The sequence below is a fragment of the Pseudomonas sp. PA-7-1E genome, from assembly GCF_021605325.1.
GTDB lineage: Bacteria > Pseudomonadota > Gammaproteobacteria > Pseudomonadales > Pseudomonadaceae > Aquipseudomonas > Aquipseudomonas fluorescens_BV.
Genome location: NZ_WKFA01000041.1, coordinates 1 through 25,512, shown reverse-complemented (window position 1 = coordinate 25,512; position 25,512 = coordinate 1). Strand labels below are relative to the sequence as shown.

At 60.3% G+C, this 25,512-nt stretch carries 24 protein-coding genes; 11 read left to right on the top strand and 13 right to left on the bottom strand.

From position 1 onward, the window contains the following. Positions 1-7 precede the first annotated feature (7 nt). The 3 genes from GIW79_RS21450 to GIW79_RS21440 all read right to left on the bottom strand — a co-directional run bounded on the left by GIW79_RS21450 (position 8) and on the right by GIW79_RS21440 (position 2,055). The gene (locus GIW79_RS21450) at positions 8-874 is read right to left on the bottom strand and encodes a DUF6279 family lipoprotein (RefSeq protein WP_236452850.1); all 867 of its coding nucleotides are present in this window, start codon (positions 872-874) and stop codon (positions 8-10) included. Positions 875-940: 66 nt separating this feature from the next. After that, positions 941-1,663, bottom strand: coding sequence for a TorF family putative porin (locus GIW79_RS21445; protein WP_054920217.1), 723 nt, complete (start codon positions 1,661-1,663; stop codon positions 941-943). Positions 1,664-1,875: 212 nt separating this feature from the next. Next, positions 1,876-2,055, bottom strand: coding sequence for a hypothetical protein (locus GIW79_RS21440; protein WP_003193095.1), 180 nt, complete (start codon positions 2,053-2,055; stop codon positions 1,876-1,878). A gap of 324 nt (positions 2,056-2,379) precedes the next feature. On the opposite strand from GIW79_RS21440, the gene GIW79_RS21435 reads away from it, so the two are divergent. Both GIW79_RS21435 and GIW79_RS21430 read left to right on the top strand, forming a co-directional pair. Beyond that, positions 2,380-3,216, top strand: a complete 837-nt coding sequence (locus tag GIW79_RS21435) for a CvfB family protein (RefSeq protein ID WP_236452840.1) — start codon at positions 2,380-2,382, stop codon at positions 3,214-3,216. A 159-nt stretch (positions 3,217-3,375) separates the two neighbouring features. Further along, positions 3,376-3,774, top strand: a complete 399-nt coding sequence (locus GIW79_RS21430) for a DUF2177 family protein (RefSeq protein WP_080757723.1) — start codon at positions 3,376-3,378, stop codon at positions 3,772-3,774. Here the strand turns inward: GIW79_RS21430 and GIW79_RS21425 are convergent. Further along, the gene (locus GIW79_RS21425) at positions 3,718-4,896 is read right to left on the bottom strand and encodes an MFS transporter (RefSeq protein ID WP_200583181.1); all 1,179 of its coding nucleotides are present in this window, start codon (positions 4,894-4,896) and stop codon (positions 3,718-3,720) included. The genes GIW79_RS21430 and GIW79_RS21425 overlap by 57 nt on opposite strands. 104 nt (positions 4,897-5,000) lie before the next feature. Between GIW79_RS21425 and ptrR the strand changes: the two genes are divergently transcribed. Together ptrR and GIW79_RS29640 are read left to right on the top strand one after the other, a co-directional pair. After that, the gene (gene ptrR, locus GIW79_RS21420; protein WP_236452837.1) at positions 5,001-5,894 is read left to right on the top strand and encodes a putrescine utilization regulator PtrR; all 894 of its coding nucleotides are present in this window, start codon (positions 5,001-5,003) and stop codon (positions 5,892-5,894) included. Positions 5,895-6,036: 142 nt separating this feature from the next. Then, positions 6,037-6,159, top strand: coding sequence for a PA1414 family protein (locus GIW79_RS29640; protein WP_003193089.1), 123 nt, complete (start codon positions 6,037-6,039; stop codon positions 6,157-6,159). A 189-nt stretch (positions 6,160-6,348) separates the two neighbouring features. Here GIW79_RS29640 and GIW79_RS21415 read toward each other — a convergent pair whose 3' ends face one another. Continuing rightward, on the bottom strand, positions 6,349-7,731 hold the full coding sequence (locus GIW79_RS21415) for a sodium:solute symporter (RefSeq protein ID WP_034128314.1): 1,383 nt from the start codon (positions 7,729-7,731) through the stop codon (positions 6,349-6,351). Positions 7,732-7,893: 162 nt separating this feature from the next. Further along, positions 7,894-8,844 (bottom strand): agmatinase, encoded by a 951-nt coding sequence (gene speB / locus GIW79_RS21410; protein ID WP_236455644.1) that lies wholly within the window; start codon positions 8,842-8,844, stop codon positions 7,894-7,896. A gap of 303 nt (positions 8,845-9,147) precedes the next feature. Here speB and GIW79_RS21405 point away from each other — a divergent pair, with 303 nt between their 5' ends. The 7 genes from GIW79_RS21405 (at position 9,148) to GIW79_RS21375 (ending at position 16,930) form a co-directional block, all read left to right on the top strand. Continuing rightward, positions 9,148-10,041: a LysR family transcriptional regulator gene (locus GIW79_RS21405; protein WP_181125124.1), complete on the top strand. Its 894-nt coding sequence runs from the start codon at positions 9,148-9,150 to the stop codon at positions 10,039-10,041. Positions 10,042-10,048: 7 nt separating this feature from the next. Beyond that, complete coding sequence (locus GIW79_RS21400) at positions 10,049-10,648, top strand: tRNA-uridine aminocarboxypropyltransferase (protein WP_181125125.1); 600 nt, start codon at positions 10,049-10,051, stop codon at positions 10,646-10,648. A gap of 105 nt (positions 10,649-10,753) precedes the next feature. Next, complete coding sequence (gene cysM / locus GIW79_RS21395) at positions 10,754-11,656, top strand: cysteine synthase CysM (RefSeq protein ID WP_034128318.1); 903 nt, start codon at positions 10,754-10,756, stop codon at positions 11,654-11,656. Further along, positions 11,656-13,008 (top strand): 23S rRNA (uracil(1939)-C(5))-methyltransferase RlmD, encoded by a 1,353-nt coding sequence (gene rlmD, locus GIW79_RS21390; RefSeq protein ID WP_034128319.1) that lies wholly within the window; start codon positions 11,656-11,658, stop codon positions 13,006-13,008. The genes cysM and rlmD overlap by 1 nt, the downstream gene beginning before the upstream one ends. 120 nt (positions 13,009-13,128) lie before the next feature. After that, positions 13,129-15,372 carry a GTP diphosphokinase gene (gene relA, locus GIW79_RS21385; RefSeq protein WP_003193076.1) on the top strand — a complete coding sequence of 748 codons (2,244 nt, stop codon included), beginning with the start codon at positions 13,129-13,131 and terminating at the stop codon, positions 15,370-15,372. A 153-nt stretch (positions 15,373-15,525) separates the two neighbouring features. After that, positions 15,526-16,359, top strand: a complete 834-nt coding sequence (mazG, locus tag GIW79_RS21380) for a nucleoside triphosphate pyrophosphohydrolase (protein ID WP_236455634.1) — start codon at positions 15,526-15,528, stop codon at positions 16,357-16,359. Positions 16,360-16,384: 25 nt separating this feature from the next. Next, positions 16,385-16,930: a DUF2058 domain-containing protein gene (locus GIW79_RS21375; protein WP_014719402.1), complete on the top strand. Its 546-nt coding sequence runs from the start codon at positions 16,385-16,387 to the stop codon at positions 16,928-16,930. Between the two features lie 66 nt (positions 16,931-16,996). Here GIW79_RS21375 and GIW79_RS21370 read toward each other — a convergent pair whose 3' ends face one another. The 7 genes from GIW79_RS21370 to purM form a co-directional block, all read right to left on the bottom strand. After that, positions 16,997-19,117: a TonB-dependent receptor gene (locus GIW79_RS21370; protein WP_236455626.1), complete on the bottom strand. Its 2,121-nt coding sequence runs from the start codon at positions 19,115-19,117 to the stop codon at positions 16,997-16,999. Between the two features lie 2 nt (positions 19,118-19,119). After that, a complete protein-coding gene (locus GIW79_RS21365) occupies positions 19,120-20,340 on the bottom strand; it encodes an MFS transporter (protein ID WP_054920202.1) in 1,221 nt (406 codons plus the stop codon). Beyond that, a complete protein-coding gene (locus tag GIW79_RS21360; protein WP_236455624.1) occupies positions 20,330-22,255 on the bottom strand; it encodes an IucA/IucC family protein in 1,926 nt (641 codons plus the stop codon). The genes GIW79_RS21365 and GIW79_RS21360 overlap by 11 nt, the downstream gene beginning before the upstream one ends. A 230-nt stretch (positions 22,256-22,485) precedes the next feature. Beyond that, positions 22,486-22,674, bottom strand: a complete 189-nt coding sequence (locus tag GIW79_RS21355; RefSeq protein WP_236455622.1) for a hypothetical protein — start codon at positions 22,672-22,674, stop codon at positions 22,486-22,488. A 371-nt stretch (positions 22,675-23,045) separates the two neighbouring features. Beyond that, positions 23,046-23,759, bottom strand: a complete 714-nt coding sequence (locus GIW79_RS21350; protein WP_014719399.1) for a DUF3108 domain-containing protein — start codon at positions 23,757-23,759, stop codon at positions 23,046-23,048. An 8-nt stretch (positions 23,760-23,767) separates the two neighbouring features. After that, positions 23,768-24,418: a phosphoribosylglycinamide formyltransferase gene (purN, locus tag GIW79_RS21345; protein ID WP_057976913.1), complete on the bottom strand. Its 651-nt coding sequence runs from the start codon at positions 24,416-24,418 to the stop codon at positions 23,768-23,770. Beyond that, a complete protein-coding gene (gene purM, locus GIW79_RS21340) occupies positions 24,418-25,476 on the bottom strand; it encodes a phosphoribosylformylglycinamidine cyclo-ligase (RefSeq protein ID WP_014719398.1) in 1,059 nt (352 codons plus the stop codon). Before purM ends, purN begins: the two co-directional genes overlap by 1 nt. Between the last annotated feature and the right edge of the window lie 36 nt (positions 25,477-25,512).

Here is a 25,512-nt window from a genome sequence, read left to right as displayed (position 1 = left end):
GCATCCATCAAGACTGTGCGCTTTTCAGGCATTTAAGCGCCTGGAAGTCGCTGCGGACCTTGTCGATTTTCTGGGTGAGTTTCAGGCGCTGCGCTGGGGAGCTTTGGGCCATCACGTCCACGAGCAAACTGCGCGCGGCGGCTTCGGTCTGTGCGTAGGCGGCGCGGTATTGCGGGGTCCACAGGCTTTCGCGATCCACCAGCAGTTGCTGGATTTTCTGCGGGAAATCGGCATTGTGGCGTTGTTGCAGCGCCTCGATAAATTGCGCCTGCCAATGGGCGCGGTTGCCGATCCACGCTTGGTTTTGCGCGCCCAACTCGGCCGACCAGGCCGTGACGCGGTTTTGCTGGCCTGGGCTCAACGGGCCGATCCAGGCGTCCAGGCGCTTGCTCATACGCTCGGCGCGTTCCTTGATTTGTTGAGCCAGTGGTGGCTTGAGGTATTCGTCCTGGCGTTTGCGCAGGTCCTTGGCCAGAGCATCGCTCATGTCCTTGACCTGCTGATCGTCCAGGCCTTGCAGCAATTGCACAGATGAGGGCGTGATTTCCCGCGCAATCTCGGCAATTGCCTGTTTGGCTTCGACTGTACGGGTTTGCAATGCGGCGTCGGTGACCTGGTTACTGTCGACCATCTGCTGCAGGCGGTCGAGCCAGTCCAGGTAGCCAGGCAATTGCGTGGTGCAGTGCCAGGCCAGGTGCTCCTTGAGGGTGTCGTTGAACCAGCTCTTTTGCCCGGCATTCATGTCCAGGTAATCGTTGAGGGTCCAGGGGATGATCACGTCGAGGTTTCGGTAGGCCAGGCCTACGCGATTGCAGCCGGCGAGCACCAGGCTCAGGGTCAGCAGTACCATCAGGAATTTGAGCCGGCGCAACATGGGCAGGTCCTTGCATGGAGGGCGTTAATGAATGTGAACCTGCGCGGGGTGCGACAGTTCAGCCCATCAATAAAACGACCTCACGGCCTTCAAGGTCAACAGCCCGTCACATTGCGAATTGTGTCCGGAGTAGGCCGAGCAGTCACTGCCGCTGAGGCTGGAGCCGCTGTAGATCAGGTCCAGGTCAATGCCTTTCCAGGCCCGGGAAAACTGTACCGACCAATCGCTGAAACTGCTGATGGCGCCGTTCTCTACCGAGACCGGTGTGCCCAGTTGATGGGTGGTGTACTTCATGCTGACGCCGATGCCGAAAGGCTGGGTGCCGCCCAGGTCTGCAAACAGGGTGCTGTCCTGGCGGTCGGGGTCGTTGCTGAAAGACACGCCAAAGCGATTGCCCAACAGGTTCAGCCCGCCGTAGAACTCTTGGCTGTCGAGGGGGCTGAGCTTGGGGTAGCTGTAGTGGATCAAGCCGACTTCATAGCCCAGGGTCTGGTCGAACGGACGCTTGAAGCCCATGTAGGAGTCGACTTCAAGGTTATTGGCCGACGACAGGCCCATGTTCGGGGAAAACTGGCCGAAATACAGGCCGCTGTCGTGGGTAAGGTCCAGGCCTCCGTGGAACGAGTCGCTGCCAGGGGCGGTCGGCTTGACAAGGCCCTGGGCCATGGTGCGGCTGGGGGTTGTACCTAATTTCAGGTCGAAGTCACCCAATTCGCGCTGGAAGATATGCGCTTCGGCCAAAGGGCTGGCGACCAGGATGCTGACCACGAAAATACAGCGTTTAAGCATGCTTCACTCCATGAAAAGCGAGGAGCAGTAACGGAAAGATTCAGGCAGATGCCCGTGCTAGACGTGTGCAAGGATACCGGCGAATGCCAGGCATTGAGGCCCGTTCGTCGATTAGCTGCGTATTGAGGGTGTCGGGAGGGGGTGGCAACTCTAGTCCTAGCGCCTCGAAGGCAAGACGCTTAGGGACCAGATGCAGTGCGCGGGTATGACTATTACTTCTTGCCCAGGCTGATCTGCTTGGACGGGCCGAAAGTCTGGCCGCTCACGCCCTTGGCAATTTGCTGGATTTCGCCGCCGGACTTGAGGAACGCAGCAATCTGGCTATTGATCGATTCGCTGGTTTCAACGGCGGGAGCTGGCTTTGCTTTGCTGTTGGATGCTTTTACACGCATGGCGGCCACTAACCTGTAGAAAATTAACTTGGCCAGCTATCGTACAGGAAATACTTGACAATTGCTTGGCAAATATCCCTCGAGAATAAGTGCTCGCGGCTGGAAATAGCCGAAGTTCAGCGCTGAAATAAAGCGCTAACTTACTGTTTTAGCTGGAAACCCAAGGCTTGTGGACACGCTGATGGCCTGCTCAAAGTGAACCGAACGATCAGACGAGTGGGGCGAGGCCACTGGAACGCCATGCCAGCCCGCGATTTTTCAGGCGTGTGCGCGTGCAGGGCACAACTCGGGTAGAATGCCGCCCACGCAATGAGGGTATTGGAAATGGCTTTAGTCGGGCGCTACAACAGCTTGCAAGTGGTCAAGCACACTAACTTTGGTTTGTACCTCGATGGTGCGCAAGATGGGGAAATCCTCTTGCCTAATCGGTATATCCCTAAAGATATTCCCAGTGAAGATGAAGACTGGCTCAACGTTTTCATTTATCTGGACAGCGATGACAAACTTATCGCCACCACCGAAAAGCCCAAAGTTCAAGTCGGTGAATTCGCCAGTTTGAAAGTTGTGGAAGTCAACAGCATTGGCGTCTTCCTTGATTGGGGTTTGCCCAAGGATCTGCTGCTGCCTTATTCGGAAGAAAAACGCCAGATGACCGCGGGTGAATATTGCGTGGTGCACGTCTACCTCGACAAGCACACCAAGCGCATCACCGCCACCGCTCGCCTTGACCGTTACCTGGACAAGACGCCGGCGAACTATCAGGTGGGCCAGGAAGTCGACCTGCTGGTGGCCGAAGCCACTGACATGGGCTTCAAGGCGATCATCAACAACAAGCACTGGGGCTTGATCCACAAGAACGAAGTGTTCAAGTTCCTGCGCCCGGGCAAGGAAGAGAAGGGCTTTATCAAAGAGATCCGCGCCGATGGCAACATCAGCCTGAGCCTGCAGCCGGTGGGCCAGGAAGCGGCCTCCAGCCTGAACTCGAAGATCCTCGCCAAGTTGCGCGACAACAATGGCAGCCTGCCGGTCAGCGACAAAAGCGACCCGGCGGTGATCAGTGACTTGTTCGGCGTGAGCAAGGGCAACTTCAAGAAGGCCATTGGTGCGCTCTACAAGCAGGGCCAGATCGTGATTCATGCGGATCGCATTGAACTAAGCTGAGTACGCTTCGCTCTCCTGTAGGAGCGAGCTTGTTGTGGCGAGGGAGCTTGCTCCCGCTCGACTGCGTAGCAGTCGCAAGCTTTTTTGGGGGCGCTTCGCACCCCAACGCAAGCAAGCTTGCTCGCCACAACAAGCTTGCCTTCACAGTAGGGCTTGCTCATGTCAAGAAAGTCGTTGTATGCCTACCTCGGTACCTTGCTCGCCTTCCTGGTCCTCGACGGCCTTTGGCTCGGTGTGCTCATGGGGCCCACCTACAAATCCCTGCTTGGCGCGCTGATGCTTGATCAGCCACGCCTGTTGCCTGCCGTATTGTTCTATCTCCTGTACGTCCTCGGTTGCGTGGTGCTGGTTATCTTGCCCAGCGCCAGTTGGCAGCGCGCTGCGCGTTTGGGCGCCTTGCTTGGCCTGGTGGCCTACGGCACCTATGACCTGAGCAACTGGGCCACGCTTCAAGGCTGGTCCGCTGGGTTGGCGCTGATGGACATGGCGTGGGGCACGTGCCTAACCGCCATTTGCTGCACTGTTGGCCATTTGTGTGCAAATCGGCTGTGGCGGTAGAGGGCGGTTGATCAGTACTGAACCTGCTAATAACAACCCGGTACCGGCAGCGACCAACGCCGGTTGCAGGCCGCCACTGAGGTGGCTGCTGACCGACGCCAATAGTGGCCCGCTCAATTGGCCGACGGCGAAGCTGGCGGTCAGCAGCCCCGTGCTGCGTTGGTAGCCATGGGGTGCGACCTCCCTTAATCGCGCCATCACCAACTGCATGCAGGCCAAAAATGGAGCACCGCACAGCAACACGCCCAGCGCCAAGCCCCAGCCATTGCCCAGCAGGCAGGCAAATACCCCGGCCGCTTGCAGCCATAAAGTCGCCATCAGCCAGCGACGGGTGGTGTTCGGGTGCTTGCGGCGCAGGCTGGCCACCCCCACTCCCAGCGCGGCCGCCAGGCCAAAGCAGGGCCAGAACAGATCGGCCTGCCAGGCCCCGTTGAATTGAGCGCTGGCCATCTGCGACAGAAAAGTCGCCGGGATGATGTAGCCCAGGCCGTACAAGAAATAGATACAGCACAAGTGCGCGATGCTGCCGTTGCTCCCCGCGCTGGTGGGCTGTGTCACGGTGAGGGTCGGCTTGGGTAGAAACGGCAGGATCGCCAGCAACATCACCAGCGCCACAGTCCCGTAGATCAACCACAGCGCGGCAGAGCTTTGCCCTGATAGGTTCGACACCAGCGCCAGCAGCCCCGTCAGCACAATCCCCAACCCCGGCCCAGCAAACACCAGCGCACCCAGGCGCGGGCGGCCGGCGGCAATCGCCAGTGGCTGGCTCAGGCTGGTAATCATCACCAGGGCCCAGGCACTGGCGACCCCGGTGCCGAAACGCAGCAACAAATGCGGCCAGAACCCGTTAGCCCAGTAGGACGCCAGGGTCAGCAATACGCACAACCACAGCCCGCCGTAGAGGCGCCCGCGCACATGCTGATGGCTGCGGGCAAAGATCGAGTCCACCGCGCCGACAAAATAGCCCAGGTAATTGGCGGCTGCGATCAGGCCGGCGCCGGTCAGGTCGATCTGGCCTTCACTGAGCAAATGCGGCATTTGCGGAGTCAGGGCGAAGCGGCCAATGCCCATGGCCATCATCAGGGCGACGAAGCTGGCGAGTAAACGAATCAGCGGGGACATGGTCAGGTTTCCTGCAAAGAAGCGAATGCCTTGCAGGCTAAGACGGATTGACTTTCTGTAAAATTGAATAATAGTGAGTAACTTGTTCAGTTTTGGAGAAAGTAATGGAGTTCAGTCAATTGCGCATTTTCCAGGCCGTGGCGGAAGAGGGCTCCATCACCCGCGCCGCTGAGCGCCTGCACCGCGTTCCCTCAAATCTGTCGACCCGGCTTAAACAAATGGAAGAGCAACTGGGTGTCGATCTGTTCGTGCGCGAGCGCCAGCGTTTGCAGCTTTCTCCGGCAGGCAAGGTACTACTGGACTACAGCACCCGCCTGCTGGCGCTGCACGATGAAGCCCACGGCGCCGTACAAGGCGGGCAACCGGCTGGTGATTTCGTATTGGGCAGCATGTACAGCACCGCCGCGGTTCATTTGCCGAAGCTGCTGGCGCGCTATCACAAGACTTACCCCATGGTGAATCTGCAGGTGCAGTCGGCGCCCAGCGGGGAGTTGCTGGAAGGGCTGATTACCGGGCGCCTGGACGCAGCCTTCGTCGACGGCCCGCTGACCATCGCCACCCTGGATGGCGTACCGCTGTGCGAAGAGCGCCTGGTGCTGATTTGCGAGGCCGATCATCCGCCGGTGCGTGGCCCCCAGGATGTGGCGGGCCGTGCAGTGTTCACGTTCCGGCGCAGTTGCGCCTACCGCACGCGCCTGGAAACCTGGTTTTCCCATGAGCGTGTGGCGATGGGGCGGGCGATCGAGATCGAGTCCTACCAAGGCATGCTCGCCTGCGTGGTCGCAGGTTCCGGCGTGGCGTTGATGTCTGAGTCCATGCTCGCAAGCCTGCCCGGCAAGGACAGCGTGTCCGTTCATCCGCTGACTGGGCCTTTTGCCACTGCGACCACCTGGCTGATGTGGCGAAAGGGCATGCTCGGCGCTAACCTCAATGCATGGATCGACCTGCAGCAAGACGGCAACCCGCGATGCGTGCAAGACACACGTGCCATTGCTTGAACGATCCGTCAGGATTCGGATCAATTCAGTAATAGTTCGTTGTGGTTTCCTTCAAGCATTACCTAGGACTTAGGGCTACTATCACTGTAGGAAACGGCGACAGTACTCACGCCGGCCAGCACTACCCTCAAAGGGGGCAATCATGAAAGAGAAAATCCAAAACTGGCTCCACGACCTCGGCGTTGCATTGGGCTTGATCGAGCCTCCGCTGCAACCGGTGCCGATTCGCACGGATGACGAGCAACGTCGGCCACGTCGCCGCTAATCACGCGGTCTAAAAAATGTGGGAGCGGGCTTGCTCGCGAATAGGGTGTATCAGCCAAAATAAGGTTGAATGACACACCGCTTTCGCGAGCAAGCCCGCTCCCACAGTTGTTTTGCACCAGGCGAAAAAAACGGGCGCGACCTCCGACGTCGCGCCCGCTGAAAAAAATATCCCCGCCCTTGTTATAGCTCAAACCACCGCAGCCGCCACCTTTGCCGGCCGACGCGACAGCAGGCTCACTAGCACAAAGCTCACCAGCGCCACCGCCAGGCTGTAGTAGATCGGCGTATTTGCATCCAACCCATCCTTGAACATAAACACCAGCGCGGTCACAAAGCCCAGGCTCATGGACGTGATTGCGCCCGAGGTGGTCGCGCGCTTCCAGAAGATCGCGCCGATCAAGGGCACCAACATACCGCCCACCAACAGGTTATAGGCCAGGGTCAGGGCGCTGATCACATCGTTCACCACCAATGCGATACCCAGCACGGCAACGCCGGTCAACAGGGTAAACAGGCGGTTGATGCGCAGGCTCGACGCCTTGCCGCCGCGCAGGCGGGGCAGCAGGTCTTCGGTCAATACGGTGGAGGCGGCGAGCAGGCCGGCGCTGGCGGTGGACATCATGGCGGCCAGCGCGGCGGCGATGACCAGGCCGCGAATGCCGTCCGGCAGCGAAGCTTTGACGATCGCGGCGAAGGCATTGTTGACGTTGTCCAGGTCCGGGATCAGCACATGGGCAGCCATGCCGATCAGCGCACAGGCCAGGCCGTACAGGATGCAATAGAAGCCGGCAAAAGTGCCTGCGTACTGGGCGACCTTTTCGTCACGGGCGGTGAAGACCCGTTGCCAGATATCCTGGCCGATCAGGATGCCGAAGAAGTAGATCATGAAGTAGGTGATGATCGTGTCCCAGCCGATAGCGGTGAAGCTGAAGCTCGACGCCGGCAGTTTGGCCACCAGTTCATCCCAGCCACCGACGCGGTACAGGCAGATCGGCAACAGTATGAACATCAGGCCGACGGTCTTGATCACGAATTGCACAATATCGGTGAGGGTCAGCGACCACATGCCACCGATGGTCGAATACACCACCACCACGCCGCCGCCCACCAGTACCGACATCCAGAACGGCAGGTCGAACAGCACTTGCAGCACGGTGCCGATGGCCAGGATCGAGGTCACGCCGATCATCAGGGCGTAGGCCAGCATGATCACCGCGCTGGCCTGGCGGGCCATGGGGTTGTAGCGTTTTTCCAGGACCTGGGTGACGGTGAAGATTTTCAGCTTCAACAGGGGCTTGGCCAGGAACAGGTTCAGGGCAATGATGCCCGCGCCGAGCGCGGCGCACAGCCAGAAACCCGAAATACCATGCACATATCCCAGGCGCACGGTGCCGACGGTGGAGGCACCGCCCAGCACCGTGGCGGCCATGGTGCCCATGTACAGCGATGGGCCGAGGTTGCGGCCGGCGACCAGGTAGTCTTCGTGGGTCTTGGCGCGACGCATGCCGTAGTAGCCGAGCACCAGCATGCCGGCGGCGTAGATGAGTACGACGAATAAATCCAAAGCCATGACGGCGGTTCTCCGATTATATTTTTTATGGGCGATCAGGCGGCAGCTGGCTCGGTAAACACGCGAGCGAAAGTCAGGTACATCGTTGTCGGGGATCTGTGCGACCCCCTTGGTTGTGAGTGTGAAGACGCGGTTTTTTTTGTTCTCAGCGCGTTCGCCTTATCAGCGATGCGCGACGCCAGGCAGTATGCAGAGCATCTCGTACAGCAAGTTGGCGCCCAGCAACGAGGTATTGCCGGTGGTGTCGTAAGGCGGCGAAACTTCTACCAGGTCGCAACCAATCAGATCGAGGCCCTGGCAGCCACGGATGATTTCGATGGCCTGGATGGTGGTCAGCCCGCCGATTTCCGGGGTGCCGGTGCCGGGTGCCCAGGCGGGGTCGATGCCGTCGATGTCGAAGCTCAGGTACACCGGGCCGCCGCCGACTTTTTCTCGCACTTCGGCCATCAGCGGCGCGAGGGAGTGATGCCAGCATTCTTCGGCCTGGACCACGCGGAAGCCTTGCTTGCGGCTCCAGTTGAAGTCTTCGGCGGTGTACCCCTGGGCGCGCAGGCCGATCTGCACCACGCGGTCGCAATCGAGCAAGCCTTCTTCCACGGCGCGGCGGAAGGTGGTGCCGTGGGCAATTTTCTCGCCGAACATATGGTCGTTGACGTCGGCGTGGGCATCGATGTGCACCAGCCCGACCTTGCCATGTTTTTTGTGGATCGCCCGCAGGATCGGCAGGGTGATGGTGTGGTCGCCACCCAGGGTCAGGGGGATGGCGTCGTGCTCGAGGATCTCGTCGTAGGCCTCTTCGATGATGCGCACCGCGTCGAGCAGGTTAAAGGTATTGATCGCCACGTCGCCGATATCGGCCACCGACAGTGAGTCGAACGGTGCGGCGCCGGTGGCCATGTTGTAGGGACGGATCATCACCGACTCGGCGCGGATTTCCCGTGGGCCGAAGCGCGTACCGGCGCGCAGCGAGGTGCCGATATCCAGAGGCACGCCGACGAAGGCGGCGTCCAGGCCCTTGGCGGTTTGCAGGTGGGGAAGACGCATCATGGTGGCGATGCCGGCGAAGCGCGGCATTTCGTTGCCGCCCAGTGGTTGGTGGAAAATCTTGTCCACGGGATTGCCTCATCGTTGTTTTGTTTATTGATGGCCGATTCTGCGAAAAGCCTGGCTTAGGAAGAATCGGCAGAGGCAAATACTTAGTTCAGATTTTTCTAAACTAAAGCCTGAGTTAAACTCCCTGATCCCTGTAGGAGCGAGCTTGCTCGCGAAAAACGTCAACGATGATGCGCAGCCCTAGAATGTACGCGGCGTCCTCAGGTTTTTCGCGAGCAAGCTCGCTCCTACAGTTGATCGTTCCCACGCTCTGCGTGGGGATGCATCCTGTGATGCTCTGCGTCACGCTTCATTGGAGCCCCCATGGCCAACGCCTTGCCCGACCTGAAACTCCTGCGCATCTTCGTCAGCGTCGTGCGCCACCAAGGGTTTGCCAACGCCCAGCACGAACTCAACCTGTCGACGTCGGCCATCAGCACCTACATGAGCCAACTCGAGTCAGCCTTGGGCCTGGTGCTGTGCCATCGTGGCCGTGGCGGCTTCAGCCTGACCAGCAAGGGCGAGCTGTTTCATCAGGAAACCCTGCGCCTGTTGGGCGAACTCGAAGGTTTCGAGCAGTACGCCGCCGCGTTGAAAGGCGAATTGCGCGGCACCCTCAAGCTCGGAGTGCTCGACTCCACCGTCAGCGACAAGGCCTTGCCGTTCGCCGAAGTGATTGGCGCCTACAGCCTGGAGCACCCGGCAGTGCATTTGCACCTGTCGGTGATGAGCCCCTACGAATTGCAACTGGGGGTGCAGGACAACCGCCTGGACCTGGCCATCGGTGCGTTTTCCAACCGCATGAGCGGGCTGGTCTACATGCCGCTGTACCGCGAACAGCACTGGTTGTATTGCAGCACCCGGCACCCATTGTTCAACGAGCGGCGCATCCCGGAACAAGTGATCACCCAGCAACGCATGGTCGGGCGGGGTTACTGGAGCCAGGCGGAGTTGGCGCGCCACGGCTTCAAGCACAGCGCTGCCACGGTGGAAAGTATGGAGGCGCAACTGATTCTGGTGCTGTCGGGCGCTTATATTGGCTACCTGCCCGAACACTACGCCCGGGCCTGGGCTGACAAGGGCGATCTGCGCGTTTTGCTGCCGGCGACCTTCGGCTACCAGGCGCCGTTTTCGCTGATCATGCGCCGTGGCCGCAGCCGCGAGCCACTGATCCAGACCTTCCGCGATTTGCTCAAGACCCAGCTCAACCAGGCCTGAAAACACCATGTCCCGACCCCATTGCCCGCGCTGCCTGCGCCCGACCACGCACTGCCTTTGTGCGCTGATCCCCCACCTTGACAGCCGCACTCGTGTGTTGGTGTTGCAGCACCCGAGCGAGGTCGGCCATGCGCTCAATACTGCACGGTTGGCGGCGTTGGGCCTGAACAACGCGCAGTTGGTGGTGGGGGAGGTGTTTGATGACCTTGCGACGCTATTGAACCAGCCTGGCTATCGGCCACGCCTGTTGTTTCCGGCGGATGATGCCGAGCCGCTGCACGCCTACGCACCTGACGATCAGCCACTGCTGTTGGTGGTTCCCGATGGCACCTGGCGCAAGGCGCGCAAACTGCTGCACCTCAACCCTTTGCTGGCGGCATTGCCCCGGGTGACATTGGCCGAAGGCGGCGTTTCCCGCTATCGCTTACGCAAGGCGCCGGGGCCTGGCGCTTTGTCGACGGTCGAAGCGATCACGCAAGCGTTGCAGGTATTGGAAGCGCCGACGTCGTTTGAGCCACTGCTCAAACCTTTTGAAGCGCTGATCGAAGGGCAGATTGCTGCGATGGGCGATGAAGTATTCCAGCGCAACCATGGCGACCCGACATAAACCCGGCTTATGCCTTTAAGCCATAAGCACCACACTTTGCGTGATATGGCCCGCCGGCCTTTCCCGGTATGATGTGCGCCCCGCAGTCTGGATTGCGAATACGCCATGACCTTGCAGTACCCAACAATCGCCGATTGTGTCGGCAACACGCCCCTGGTCCGCTTGCAACGCATGGCGGGTGAAACCAGCAATACCTTGTTGCTCAAACTCGAGGGCAACAACCCGGCCGGCTCGGTCAAAGACCGCCCGGCGCTGTCGATGATCGCCCGCGCCGAGTTGCGTGGGCAGATCCAACCCGGTGACACCCTGATCGAAGCCACCTCGGGTAACACCGGGATCGCCCTGGCCATGGCCGCAGCGATCAAGGGTTACAAGATGGTCCTGATCATGCCCGACAACGGCAGCGCCGAGCGCAAGGCGGCGATGACCGCCTATGGCGCCCAGCTGATCCTGGTGACCCAGGAAGAAGGCATGGAAGGTGCGCGCGATCTTGCCGAGCGCATGGCCGCCGAAGGCCGTGGCGTGGTGCTCGATCAGTTCGCCAACGGCGACAACCCCGAGGCGCACTACACCAGCACCGGCCCGGAGATCTGGCGCCAGACCCAGGGCACCATCACCCACTTCGTCAGCTCCATGGGCACCACCGGTACCATCATGGGCAACTCGCGCTACCTCAAGGAGCAGAACCCGGCGATCCAGATTGTCGGCCTGCAACCGATGGAAGGCGCGGCCATCCCGGGTATTCGCCGCTGGCCCGAAGAGTATTTGCCGAAGATCTACAACGCCACGCGGGTAGACCGCATCATCGACATGGCCCAGCGCGAAGCCGAAGACACCACGCGCCGCCTGGCCCGTGAAGAGGGCATCTTTTGCGGCGTGTCCTCCGGTGGCGCCGTGGCCGGTATGTTGCGCCTGTCCAAAGAAGTGGAAAACGCGGTGATCGTCGCGATCATCTGTGACCGAGGCGACCGTTACCTGTCGACCGGCATTTTCGACGAACCCAACTGATGGCCAAGCACGAGAGAGGCCTGCGCTTCCAACCGACGGGCGGCAGCCGGGCCCCACAGATACCTGTGGGCAAGAAACAGCGCCTGACCATCGAGCGCCTGGCCAATGATGGCCGTGGCATTGTGTTCTTTGAAGGCCGCACCTGGTTTGTGAACGGTGCGTTGGCCGGCGAAGAGGTGGAAGCACGGGTGTTGGGCGCCCATGGCAAAGTGGTCGAGGCGCGCACCGAGCGGGTGTTCCAGGCCAGCGAGTTGCGTCGCCCGGCACCCTGCGCCCATGTTGGCCGCTGCGGCGGTTGCAGCGTGCAGCACCTGCCCCATGAAGAACAACTTGCCCTGAAACAGCGCATGCTTGCCGAGCAATTGTCCCGGGTGGCCGGTGTCGAGCCACAGGAGTGGGCAGCGCCGTTGAGCGGGCCGGAGTTCGGTTATCGGCGCCGCGCCCGTGTGGCCGTACGTTGGGACGCCAAGGCAAAGAAACTCGAAGTGGGTTTTCGCGCCGTGGCCAGCCAGGACATCGTCGCAATCGATGATTGCCCGGTGCTGGTACAGGCCTTGCAACCGATCATGCAGCGTTTGCCAACGATGCTGCGTCGCTTGAGCAAACCGCAGGCGTTGGGGCATGTCGAGTTGTTCAGCGGTTCGTCCATCGCCGTGTTGCTGCGGCATATGGCGCCGTTGTCCGAGGCTGACCTGCAGATCCTCAAGGAATTCTGCACCTTCCATGACGCCCAATTGTGGCTGCACGGGGAAGGGCAGCCGGAGCCCGTCGAGCCGGGTCAGGCCTTGGGCTTCCGTTTGGAGGCGTGGGATCTGGAGCTGGCGTACCGGCCGGGCGACTTTGTGCAGGTCAACGCCGGGGTCAACCAGGCGATGGTCGCCCAAGCGCTGCAATGGCTGGCGCCACAAGCCGACGAACGGGTACTGGACCTGTTTTGCGGCCTGGGCAACTTCGCCCTGCCACTGGCTCGCCACGTACGCGAAGTGGTGGCGGTGGAGGGCGTACAGGCCATGGTGGACCGTGCGGCCCTCAATGCCGTCAGCAACCATTTGCATAACGCACAGTTTTTTCAGGCCGATTTGTCCCAGCCTTTGACCGACGCAGAATGGGCCAAACAGGGCTTTTCTGCGGTACTCTTGGACCCACCCCGCGATGGTGCCCTGGAGGTTGTGCGCAAACTTGCAGCCTTGGGGGCCAAGCGCCTGGTGTATGTGTCCTGCAACCCAGCCACGCTGGCGCGGGACACGGTTGAGTTGGTCAAGCAAGGCTACCGGCTAAAGCGTGCCGGGATCCTCGACATGTTTCCGCAGACCGCGCATGTCGAGGCCATGGCGTTATTTGAAGCGGGCTAGGATGCCCGTTTAATCCGACTGGCCTGCGTTCTCCAGGGCCTGAACACTGCCACGGAGCTCGCAGTAAAGTCGGCGATGATTTTGGCGCATCGAAGGTGCGTCGTAGGGAAGGTAAGCAAGATGGTACAGGTGAGAGCACACCAGCCGATCAACACCGACGGCAGTATCAATCTCGAGGCATGGCTGGATCATGCCGTCAGTGTCGACCCGGCACTGGACCGTGAAGCCTTGAAAGCAGCCTGCGAGTTCGCTCGTGAGTCTGAACAGCAAGACAATGCGGCCAAGAACCTGTGGGCCGAAGGCACTTCAAGTTTTCGCACTGGCCTGGAAATCGCCGAGATCCTCGCCGATCTCAAGTTGGACCAGGATTCGCTGATCGCCGCCGTGCTCTATCGCGGCGTGCGCGAAGGGCACATTGCGTTGCCTCTGGTCAGCCAGCGTTTCGGCGCGGTGGTGGCCAAGCTGATCGACGGCGTGCTGCGCATGGCCGCCATCAGTGCCAGCCTCAGCCCGCGTCAGTCCATGGTGCTGGGCACCCAGGGCCAGGTAGAAAACCTGCGCAAAATGCTGGTAGCGATGGTCGACGATGTGCGCGTCGCGCTGATCAAGCTGGCCGAGCGTACCTGCGCGATCCGTGCGGTGAAGACCGCCGATGATGAAAAGCGCAACCGTGTGGCCCGCGAAGTCTTCGACATCTACGCGCCACTGGCCCATCGCCTGGGCATCGGCCATATCAAGTGGGAGCTGGAGGATTTGTCCTTTCGCTACCTTGAGCCCGACCAATACAAACAGATCGCCACGTTGCTGCACGAGCGGCGCCTGGATCGCGAGCGCTTTATCAGCGACGTGATGGGCCAGTTGCGTTCGGAGTTGCAGGCTACCGGCGTGGACGCCGATATCAGCGGCCGCGCCAAGCACATCTATTCCATCTGGCGCAAAATGCAGCGCAAGGGCTTGGCCTTCAGCCAGATCTACGACGTGCGTGCGGTGCGCGTGCTGGTGCCGGAAATGCGCGACTGCTACACCGCGCTGGGTATCGTCCACACGCTGTGGCGGCACATTCCCAAGGAATTCGACGACTACATCGCCAACCCCAAGGAAAACGGCTATCGCTCGCTGCACACGGCGGTAATCGGCCCTGAAGGCAAGGTGCTGGAAGTGCAGATCCGCACCCACGCCATGCACGAAGAAGCCGAGCTGGGGGTGTGTGCGCACTGGCGCTACAAGGGCACCGACGTCAAGGCCGGGTCCAACCAGTACGAAGAGAAAATTTCCTGGCTGCGCCAAGTGCTGGAATGGCACGAGGAGCTCGGCGACATCGGCGGCCTGGCCGAACAACTGCGGGTGGATATCGAGCCGGACCGGGTCTATATCTTCACGCCTGACGGCCACGCCATCGACTTGCCCAAGGGCGCCACGCCGCTGGACTTCGCCTACCGCGTGCACACCGAAATCGGGCATAACTGCCGCGGCGCCAAGATCAACGGGCGCATCGTGCCGCTCAACTACAGCCTGCAAACCGGTGAACAGGTCGAGATCATCACCAGCAAGCACGGCACGCCGAGCCGCGACTGGCTGAACCCGAACCTGGGCTACATCACCACCTCGCGGGCGCGGGCGAAGATCGTCCACTGGTTCAAGCTGCAGGCACGTGACCAGAACGTCGCCGCTGGCAAGACCTTGCTTGAACGCGAACTGGCGCGCCTGGGCCTGCCTCAGGTGGACTTCGACAAGCTGGCCGAAAAGGCCAACATGAAGATCGCCGAAGACATGTTCGCCGCCCTCGGCGCGGGCGACCTGCGCCTGGCGCAACTGGTCAACCTGGCCCAGCAACTGGTCGAGCCGGAGCGCGGCAACGAACAGCTGGAGCTGATCCCGCGCAAAGCCACTGGCTACAAGCCGGGCAAGCGTGGCGATATCCAGATCCAGGGCGTGGGCAACCTGATGACGCAAATGGCCGGCTGCTGCCAGCCGTTGCCGGGCGACGCCATTGTCGGCTACATCACCCAGGGCCGTGGCGTGAGCATTCACCGCCAGGATTGCGCCTCGGTGCTGCAACTGGGCGGGCGCGAACCGGAGCGGATCATCCAGGTCAGCTGGGGTCCGGTGCCGGTGCTCACTTACCCTGTCGACATCATCATCCGTGCCTACGACCGTTCCGGCTTGCTGCGTGACGTCTCGCAAGTGCTGCTCAACGAGCGGATCAACGTGCTGGCGGTCAACACCCGTTCGAACAAGGAAGACAACACTGCATTGATGTCCCTGACCATCGAGATTCCGGGGCTGGACGCACTGGGACGGTTGCTGGGGCGGATTTCCCAGTTGCCGAACATCATCGAAACCCGGCGCAACCGCACCCCATGATTAGCAGGATGACAGCCGACTGACATGTGGAGTTGTTTTCTGTGGGAACTGGCTTGCCTGCGATAGCATCACCTCGGTTTAACTGAAGCACCGAGTCGCAAGCATCGCAGGCAAGCCAGCTCCCACATTGGATTTTCAGCGGAAAGAGATACGATGTATTCACTCGAAGACCTGCTGCACCTGATGAGCCGCCTGCGCGACCCGCAGTACGGCTGCCCGTGGGACATCAAGCAAACCTACGCGACCATCGTCCCGCACACGCTGGAGGAGGCCTATGAAGTGGCCGACGCCATCGAGCGCGGCGACTTTGACCATCTGCAAGGCGAACTGGGCGATCTGCTGTTCCAGGTGGTGTATTACAGCCAACTGGCCCGGGAAGAAGGGCGCTTCGAATTTGCCGGCGTGATCGACAGCATCACTCGTAAGTTGATTCGCCGGCATCCTCACGTGTTCCCAACCGGCGACCTGTACGCACCGCTGGATATCCCGCAGTTGAGCGAAGAACGGGTCAAGGAGCGCTGGGAGCAGATCAAAGCTGAGGAGCGCGCAGAAAAGTCCGACGTTCCCGAGCAACTCTCCCTACTCGATGATGTGCCCACCGCCTTACCCTCGTTGTCCCGTGCGGCCAAATTGCAAAAGCGCGCCAGCCAGGTTGGTTTCGACTGGCCTTCCGCGTTGCCGGTGGTGGACAACGTGCGCGAAGAGTTGGACGAAGTGCTCGAAGCCATGGCCGATAACGATGCGGCGGCCATCGCCGATGAAGTCGGCGACCTGCTGTTTGCCGCGGTCAACCTGGCCCGTCACCTCAAGGTCGACCCGGAAACTGCCTTGCGCGGTGCCAATGCCAAGTTCGAACGACGTTTCCGATTTATCGAACAGGCATTGCGCGATACACACCAACCCATAGAAGATTGCACCCTCGAAGAGTTGGACGCCCTCTGGGGTGAAGCCAAACGTCAGGAAAAGAATGTGTCCAGCTGCGGTTGAGCAGTTGCCTAAGTGAGTAAGCACCATGAGCCTTTCCCTTCGCGACCAGTTGCTCAAAGCAGGTCTGGTCAACCAAAAGCAGGCCAAGCAGGTCGGCAAAGAGAAACAGAAACAGCAGCGCCTGGTCCACAAGGGCCAGGCCGAAGTCGATGATACCCAGGCGCGCCTGGCTGCTGAGGCACACGCCGAGAAGGTCAAGCGTGACCAGGAGCTGAACCGTCAGCAGCAGGAAAAAGCCGAAGCCAAGGCGCGTACCGCCCAGGTCAAGCAACTGATCGAGACCTCGCGCCTGCCCAAGCTGACCACCGAGGACTACTACAACTTCGTGGATGACAAGAAGGTCAAGCGCCTGTCGGTCAACACGCTGATGCGCAACAAGCTGAGCAACGGCTCCCTGGCTATCGTGCACCACGGCGGCGGCTACGAGGTGATCCCGCGGGAAGCGGCGCTTAAAATCCAGGAGCGCGCTCCGGAGCGTATCGTGCAGCTCAACATCCTCACCGAAAGCCAGGTGCCGGACGAGGATGATCCGTACGCCGCTTACCAGATCCCTGATGATCTGATGTGGTAAGCCGCTGGAAATGACAAACCCCGCCAAAAGGCGGGGTTTGTGTTTTAAGCGTGCAGCACCAACCGGTTACCAATCCACTGCGTAACTCAGGCTGAAGGTACGACCCTCGGCATTCGGGTACGGTGCGCGGGCGTTGGCCTGGGCGAACATGTTCTGGTAGTTGCGGTTGGTGAGGTTGTATACCGCCCCTTCGAGGCGGCCTACCGGTAGCCTTACCGAGCCCAGCAGGTCGACCAGGGTGTAGCCCTGGATATCGCGACCGTTGTTGTCCTTGGCCGCAGCGTCATAATTGGCCAGGCGCATACCCTGCAAGCGCAGGCTGTAGTCGTCACGCTCATAGCCGACAAAGGCTGTGGTCTTGGCGGGGGAGATGCGGGTGGCAGGCAGGTCGATCCACTTGCCGTTCTGCTGGGTCTCGCCTTTGGCGTAAGCGTAAGTACCGCCGACGGACCATTGGTCGCTGATGTTATAGGTCAGGCCGGTTTCGACGCCACGCACGCGTTCTTTCTGATTGATCAGGCGCAGCACACGATCATTGGCATCATAGAACTGCGTGACATCCGAGGTGTTTTCGTACGCGGTGACACTGGCCTGCCACTTGTCCCAGTCGCCACGCCAGCCCAGCTCGTAGCTATCGACTTTCAAGGCCTGGGCATTGAGGTCCTGGATATCGTATTTGCTGTTCACGTCACGCAGGAAGCGCTGGATATCCGGTAGGGAAAAGCCCTGGCTGAAGTTGACGAACACATCCTGGTTGTCGGTCAGGTGGTACACCGCACCGAGGTTATACAGCGTGTCATCGTATTTGAGCGTGCCACCGGGCAGTGTCGCGCGGTTGCCGGTCTGGACGATTTCGCCATACGCGATGCTGTCGGAGACTTTACTCTCAATCCATTCGCGACGTACGCCACCGCGCAAGGTCCAGTTGTCGATGTCGTAGGAGAGCTGGCCAAAGATGGCTTTGGTGGTGGTCTCGATATCTGGACCCAGTTCGAACGTGGTACCGGTTTTCGTGTAGGTCAGGCCATTGACCCGGTATTGGTCGCCACGCTGGCGTGAGGTTTCATGGTCGTAGTCCGCGCCCCATACCAGGTTGCCCGTTGCCGGGCCGATGTCCGGCATCTGGGTCTCGATCGCCGCACGCAGGCCGTAGACGTCCTGCACGCTGTTGTTATCTGACACGCCTGCCCGGCCTCGGGACAGGTCTGGAAAGAATAGGGCGTCGGCCCGCCGCCAGTAGCTTTCGATCTGCAGGCCCTGGCCGTAGAAATCCTTGTCGGCGTAGTTGAGGTTGACCGCCTGGTTGTGGGTGTAGGGTTGGTCGCCCAGGTCCAGGCCTTTTACGGCGACTGCGTTGCTGGTGATGCGGGGGTTCTTGGTGTAGCGGGTGTCTTGTTCGTCCTTGTAGTCTTGCAGCGACAGGCTGATCTTCTTGTCGTCATCAAGCTCATAGCCGAAGCGACCTTGCAGGTCGTAGGTATCGGTGTCCATGTTGCTGCCCTGGGACGTGTCCTGGGGAATGCGCTTGCCATTACCGTCGAACTGATCGTTGCGCTGCACGGTGTTGCCCGAGAGGTACCAGTCCACCGGGCCTTTGCGCCCGGTGGCGCTTTGGAACGCCTGGTAAGCGAACCCCTTGTGGCTGAGGTTGTTGCCGGCGGTCATGCCGATCTTGCTGCTGAACGCCAGGTCTTCACCTTGGTTGCGTTTGGTGATGATGTTGATGATGCCGCCCGATGCGCCTGCGCCGTAGACGCTGCTGGCGCCGGAGATCACTTCGATACGCTCGATGCTTTCCGGTGCCACGCTGTTGAGCTGGCGGAAGTTATCGCGCGTGGCGTTTTGCGAAACCCCGTCGATCAGGATCAGGGTATTGCGCCCGCGAAGCGTCTGGCCGAAGTTGCTCATGCCGCCGCTGGAAGGGGCAATGCCAGGCACCAGTTGGCCGAGGATATCTGCAACCCGACGTCCTGCCCCGGTCTGCTGGCGGATTTGCGCTTCATTGATCACCTGCACTGAGCCTGGAATCTGCGCAATGCTGGTTTCGCTGCGCGTGGCCGATACCACTGTCGCCTGCAGTTGCAGACTGGTCGGGGCTGCCTGTGTCTGCTCTGTCTGATCGGCCCAGGCAGGGGCACTTATTGACCCAAGAAGTGGCAGCAGTACTGCCCATTGCGATGTGTTCATGATCATGTCTCAGAGTTATTAGAAGTATTGACAGAAAAATCGGATGTCTCAGGCGCTCGCGCAAACGAACGGATGGCGCGGATACTCACGGCGGCCAAGGCATAGGTCAGTGCGACCAGCCAGAAGCTGTGTGCCAGGCCTACCCACCCCATGCCGATACCGCCCAACAATGCGCCGCACAGCGCACCAGCTTTCGCGGCGCTGTTGCCCATGCCCAGGGCAAAACCCTGCTGGCTGTGCGCTACGGTAGTGGCGATCAGTGTGTAGGCCACGGGCAACAAAGCCCCCTGCCACACGCCCCACAGCAGCCTGCTGGCGATGAACCCCAACCACTCACTGGCCAGCGCCGTGCAGGCCAGCGTGAGCGCGCAGGCCCAGGTGACCCACTCGATGATGCGCAGCGTATGGGCTGGCTGATGTCGATCGAACAGGCGGCCCCACAACGGCGCGGACAGTGCCAGGGTCAAGGCACTGGCGCCATAGCTGGCGCCGATCAGCCACGCGGGCGCGTGCAAAACCTGGGCGACATATAAGGCGTAAAACGGTTGCGGCATCATCCTGGCTGCCTGGATCAATACGATGATCCCCAGCATCGCGCCAATCCAGCCTCTGGGGAGTGCGGCAGGCTTGGACGTGCGGGCAGGTCTCGATCGTGGTGAGTCGCTGGGTAAAAACGCGCTGATTATCGCGCACAACAGGCAGACGACGGTGGCGCTGTAGCACAGCAATGCGAAACCGGATATGTCCATGAGCCAGCCGCCCAATACCGGTCCGGCCAGGGAGCCTACAGCGGTGGCTGATTGCAGCCTGGCAAGAATGTGCCCGCGCCCACCCTCGCCGCAGCAGGCCAGTGCGTAGGCTTGGGCCGCTGCAATGAAGCCGGCCAACGCACCTTGCACCACGCGGATGACCACCAGCCACCACGGATCAGGCGTTATCGCAGCCAGCGCCTGGCACACCGCCAGTGCCAGCAATGCGCGGATGATCATGGGCTTATGGCCGGTACGGTCGCCCAGCTTCCCCCACATGGGTGTGAGAATCATCGCTGCCATCATCGGCCCGGCATACACCAGCGAAGACAGCAGGCCGGTGTACTGGGCATTTGCAGTGCCCAGCAACTTCTGGATTTGCAGCGGCCAGAACGGGCCGCTCATTTCCATCGCCCCCATCGACACCAACTGAATCACCACCAGCAGCCGCAGCGCTGTGTTGTTAGTCGGCATTGGCGGCCGCGCTCAACGGGTTAGGCAACCGCCCGACGATATCGGCATGACTCTCCAGCAGGCGCATGCGCATGAACGACTTGGCCGGCCATGCTTGCTCCAGCAGTGCTTCGCGCTCGGTGGCCCAGCGCTGCGGATCAACCTGCGAGCGCATGTCGTCAAAACACTGGCTGACCTGAGCTGACAGTTCATTCCAGAGCAGCGCCTGGGGGATGTCGAAGTGGCGCGCGGCAAGCAGGATGAGCTCGCCCAGATGGCACATGAAAACGGTGTGCAGCAGCTTGTCCCTTACGAAACCTGCGTCGTCGTACAGCGTCATCTTCGGGTCGTGCAGTTCAATGTCCAGGCCGTGGGCGTGCAAGGTTTTGCGGTCGATACGGATATCGCCGAAATCGCGTAACAGCAGGCGGCTCAATTGCCCGTCTGCGGCCATGACCATAAAAGAGTTCTGCTGATGGGCCTCGAATGCAACGCCGTAGCGCAAATACATGCCCAGCAGCGCCGGCACACTGATCGCCGCGTACTCATGGAAGAAGGCGAGCATGGCCGCCGCGTCATCCTTGCCTTGGCTCAGGCGCACCCATTGGCGCAGCAGCGGCTGGCCGTGTTGATCAATGGCAAACAGGCTGCCCACCGGCACGGCCATTTCCCCGGGCTGGAGCTGGCTATGGGGATTGTCGCGATAGAGCACCGCCAGGTGGCGGGAGTGCTCGTCATTGGCCAGCTGTGGCTTGAAATGCACACCGATACGCTCGGGAACGATGCTGAGGATTTTCTGAATCGCAGGCTCGCGCTCCAGGATGGCCAGCAGCAAATGGCTGATCCGTGGGCCCATGCGCGCTGAGCGCGGTGAGACGGTGCGCTGCACGCTGGTCAGTCGCAGCGACACGGGCAGTTTGACCATAGGCGCATCGCAACGCCCTTCAGGCAACACGGTTCTGAATGACATGGTGGGGTGGGCGGTAAACGCGACGATATCGGTCAGCACCAGCAGTTTGTCGCCGATTTCGTTGGCGAACAGTTGGGGCAGTTCCTGGCGTGCCTGCCAGGGGTGGGCGGGCAATGGCAGATAATCGCCTGCCTGAAGGCCCTGTGCTTGCAGGACTGCGGTCAATTGCTGTGCCGCTTGCGGGAAGTGCTCGCTCCACCACTGCCAGTAATCGGCGGTACCGGCCAACTTTTCGACATGGGCAAATTGGCGATGCAGCGCGCACAGCAGCACCGGGAAGCGTGCTTCGAACTCTGGCGAATAGTCGATGACTTGCTCGGTATTCAGGCCCAGCTTGGTCTTGTAATTGGGATGCCATGGGTGACCCAGTGTTCCCCACTGTTCAAGCACGGAAGTCGGGTTGATAACGCTCGGGCTGTTTTTGAGATGACTCAGCAGATTGTCTTGATGCTCCGGGCCCAGGGATGCATGCAGCTTGAGCGTCCATTGCTCATGGAAGGCCAGGCACAAGGTGTCGTTGATGAAGCTGTCGTCGATCTCTACGTTGAGGCGGTTTAGCACTTCCCGGTCGGCAGGCGACTCGAGGCTGGCGTTAAGCAACGTCAACAACTGTGATGGGAACTGGATTTTCTGTTCGGGCTGGCCTTCGCGCAACAGGATGACTTCGCCACGCAGGTCCCAGCTTGCCATGCGGCCAGGGTGCAAATGTTCGAAACGCAATCGGGCCTGGCAAGCCAGTGTCAGCGAGCAATGGCCATGTTCGTCATAAAGGAGAGTGCTGGGGTCCAGCAGGCTTTCACGAAACAATGCTTGGATCAGGCGTTGGAAGCTACGTTCGGCGGCAGGTGCCAGCGTATTGATCAGGGCTTCGAGGGTGACGTGGCTGGTCTGAAATTGCGCAGTGGCAAGTGCTTCGCTCCAGCGTTCCAGTAACGCATTTTCTGGCTTCCTGCTATTTCCGTGCATCAAATTGATTCCCTGATCGTCAGCCTGAATGAAAGGCGCACGAATGATATCGAGAATCATTATTTGTGTGTACTTTTGTTACATTAATTTACGGCGATGATGCTTCGGGCATGGGTGGCCGGAATCAACGTAAAGGTGGCGTCTCTTAACAAAAAAACCGCGCTCCAAAGGCGCGGTTTCTTGTAGACGGCCCGGCTGCGTGGGCCGGGCGTCAACATGATTTCAGAGCTTCAGGAGCTTTTTGCCTGGCGTTGCAGTTCGAGAGTTTCGAGCTCGTTTTTATAATTGTTGGCGTCGCTCTCGTTGTGAAACATGCCGAACAATACGTCTTGCTGATGGACATCCCAGATGTGAATCCCGTGGCCTACTGCCTCATGGGACATATGTTCATCGTCGCGTTCAGTTACTTTTACAGTCATCTGCTTGCTCCAATCTCTGGTTGATCTGCGGCAAGTCGTCGCAGGGTTCTGTTATATGATTTGTTAGCTTGCTAAGTAAACCGATTTTGCGCGCAATAATTTATTGCGGGTAACGCAACAATGCTGCAGGCCTCGTAAACCGCGACATTGCGCCGCAGCTGCAGGGGATTTATGACAAAAGTTTCATGTTGGGGTCGGCCTGTTTATCGGGGTTGACCCTGCCGCCGCTATCGCAGGCAAGCCAGCTCCCACCGGGAAATGCATTCCAATGTGGGAGCTGGCCTACCTGCGAGTGGTAGTGGCTCCCCCTGAAATCCCAGGCAAAAAAAGCCCCGCATTCAGCGAGGCTCTTTTCCAGCACATCAGCGCAATCAGCTACCTTTAACGGCCTTACCGTCAACGGTGCCATCCTGCAGCATGATGTTGTATTCCTTGCCGTCAGTCTCGACCTGACGCAGGGCAACCAGAATGCCGCCCTGGTCCTTGGCAAACCACATCTGCGTGATGCGCTTGCTCTGCGACGGGTCGCGCACGCGCTCGACCTTGATCGCGTCGATCGAACCGACCTTGGTCTGGACCTTTTCCGAGCCGATCACGCGGAAGTCGTAGGTATCGGTATCAGTACCCTCAACCACGCGGTAGCTCATGCTCTTCTTGCCCGCGGCAACATCGCGTTGCAGAGCAAGTTGGTAGGTGGACTTGTCGAGCATGCCGCTTTCGAGCGTGACATTGACCGGGTCTTTGTTTTCAAAGCCGGTGACTTTCTTGGCGCTCTGGTCGAAGTCCAGGTTGATCTTCTTCGCCTTGCCCAGGCCGCCGCGTTCGAAGCTGTAGCTCTTGGGTTGCAGGGTGTCCTTGTCGAACAGGATCACACTGGTTTCGGTCAGGCTGGCAATCATCATCGAGGCCTTGAAATTCAAGGTCCAGGTACCGTCGCCATTCTTGCTCAGGCTGCGTTCAGCCGAACCGCTCATGGGCAGTTGTTTCCAGTCGGCGGTGTAGCTGACGGAGAAGGGGTGAAGGTCTGCCGCTTGTACGGCAGGCAAAGCGAACAGCGCAAAAGCGAAAAGCAGGGCGCGACGCATAAAATCTCCTAGGTTCGAATCAAGTGGCCGCTGGCCGCGAGTAACTGGCCGTCCAATAATGCACCCTGGTCGCCAAGAATCAACCGTCCTTCGGCAAACCAGCGAACAGCCAGCGGGTAAATCCTGTGTTCCTGGGTATGAACCCGTTGCGCAAGCGTCTGCGCCGAGTCGCCTGACTCTACCGGAACCACTGCCTGTACGACCAGAGGCCCGCCATCGAGTTCCTCGGTCACAAAGTGCACGCTGCAGCCATGTTCACGGTCGCCGGCGTCGAGAGCGCGCTGGTGGGTGTGCATGCCTTTGTACTTGGGCAGCAGGGAGGGGTGGATATTGAGCAGGCGCCCTTCGTAGTGCCGGACGAAATCTGCGCTGAGGATGCGCATGAAACCGGCAAGGACAACAAGTTTGGGGTTGAAGGCGTCGATCAGTTCGATCAAGGCGCTGTCGAAGGCCTCGCGACCTTCGAACGCCTTGTGATCCAGGGCGCGGGTGTCGATACCCGCGTCTCGGGCGCGTTGCAGACCGTAGGCGTCGCTGCGGTTGGAAATCACCGCAGCGATGCGCACCGGGCTGTCGCCGGTGCGCGTGCTGTCGATCAGGGCCTGCAAGTTACTGCCGGTGCCGGAAAGCAGCACCACGACATCACAGGTCTGGGGCATCAGTGAGCCTTGAGGTTCTTCAGTTCAACCTGGGCTGCGCCTTCGGCAGCAGTGGCGATCTGGCCAATGACCCAAGGTTGTTCGCCGGCTTCACGCAGCACGTTCAACGCGGTTTCAACGTGTTCCTGCGCGACGCAGATCACCATGCCTACGCCGCAGTTCAGCACGCGGTGCATTTCGGTTTCGTTGACGTTGCCTTTTTCCTGCAACCAATCGAAGACTGCCGGGCGCTGCCAGCTGGCCACGTCGACAATCGCCTGGGCGCCTTTTGGCAGGACGCGCGGGATGTTGTCCAGCAGGCCGCCACCGGTGATGTGGGCCATGGCCTTGACAGCGCCGGTGTCCTTGATCAGCTTGAGCAGTGGCTTGACGTAGATGCGGGTCGGCGCCATCAACAGGTCGGTCAGTGGCTTGCCGTCGAGCTGGATGTTCTCGATGTCGGCGCCGGACACTTCGATGATCTTGCGGATCAGCGAGTAGCCGTTGGAGTGCGGGCCGGACGATGGCAGGGCGAGCAGGGCGTCACCAGCAGCTACTTTGGAGCCGTCGATGATCTCGGCTTTTTCCACCACACCGACACAGAAGCCGGCCAGGTCGTAGTCTTCGCCTTCGTACATGCCTGGCATTTCAGCGGTTTCACCGCCGACCAGGGAGCAACCCGACAATTCGCAGCCGGCGCCGATGCCGGTTACGACCTGGGTCGCGGTCTCGACATTGAGCTTGCCGGTGGCGTAGTAGTCGAGGAAGAACAGCGGCTCGGCGCCGCACACCACCAGGTCGTTGACGCACATGGCGACAAGGTCGATGCCGATGCTGTCGTGCTTGTTCAGGTTCAGGGCCAGGCGCAGCTTGGTGCCCACGCCGTCGGTGCCGGACACCAATACAGGCTGCTTGTAGCCGGCCGGGATTTCGCAGAGGGCGCCAAAACCGCCCAGGCCACCCATGACTTCAGGGCGCGCAGTGCGCTTGGCGACGCTCTTGATGCGTTCGACCAATGCTTCACCGGCGTCGATGTCTACACCGGCGTCCTTGTAGCTCAGGGAGGGTTGCTTGCTCATGATCCAGGCCTTTAGGGGGGATTTCTGGGTAACGAC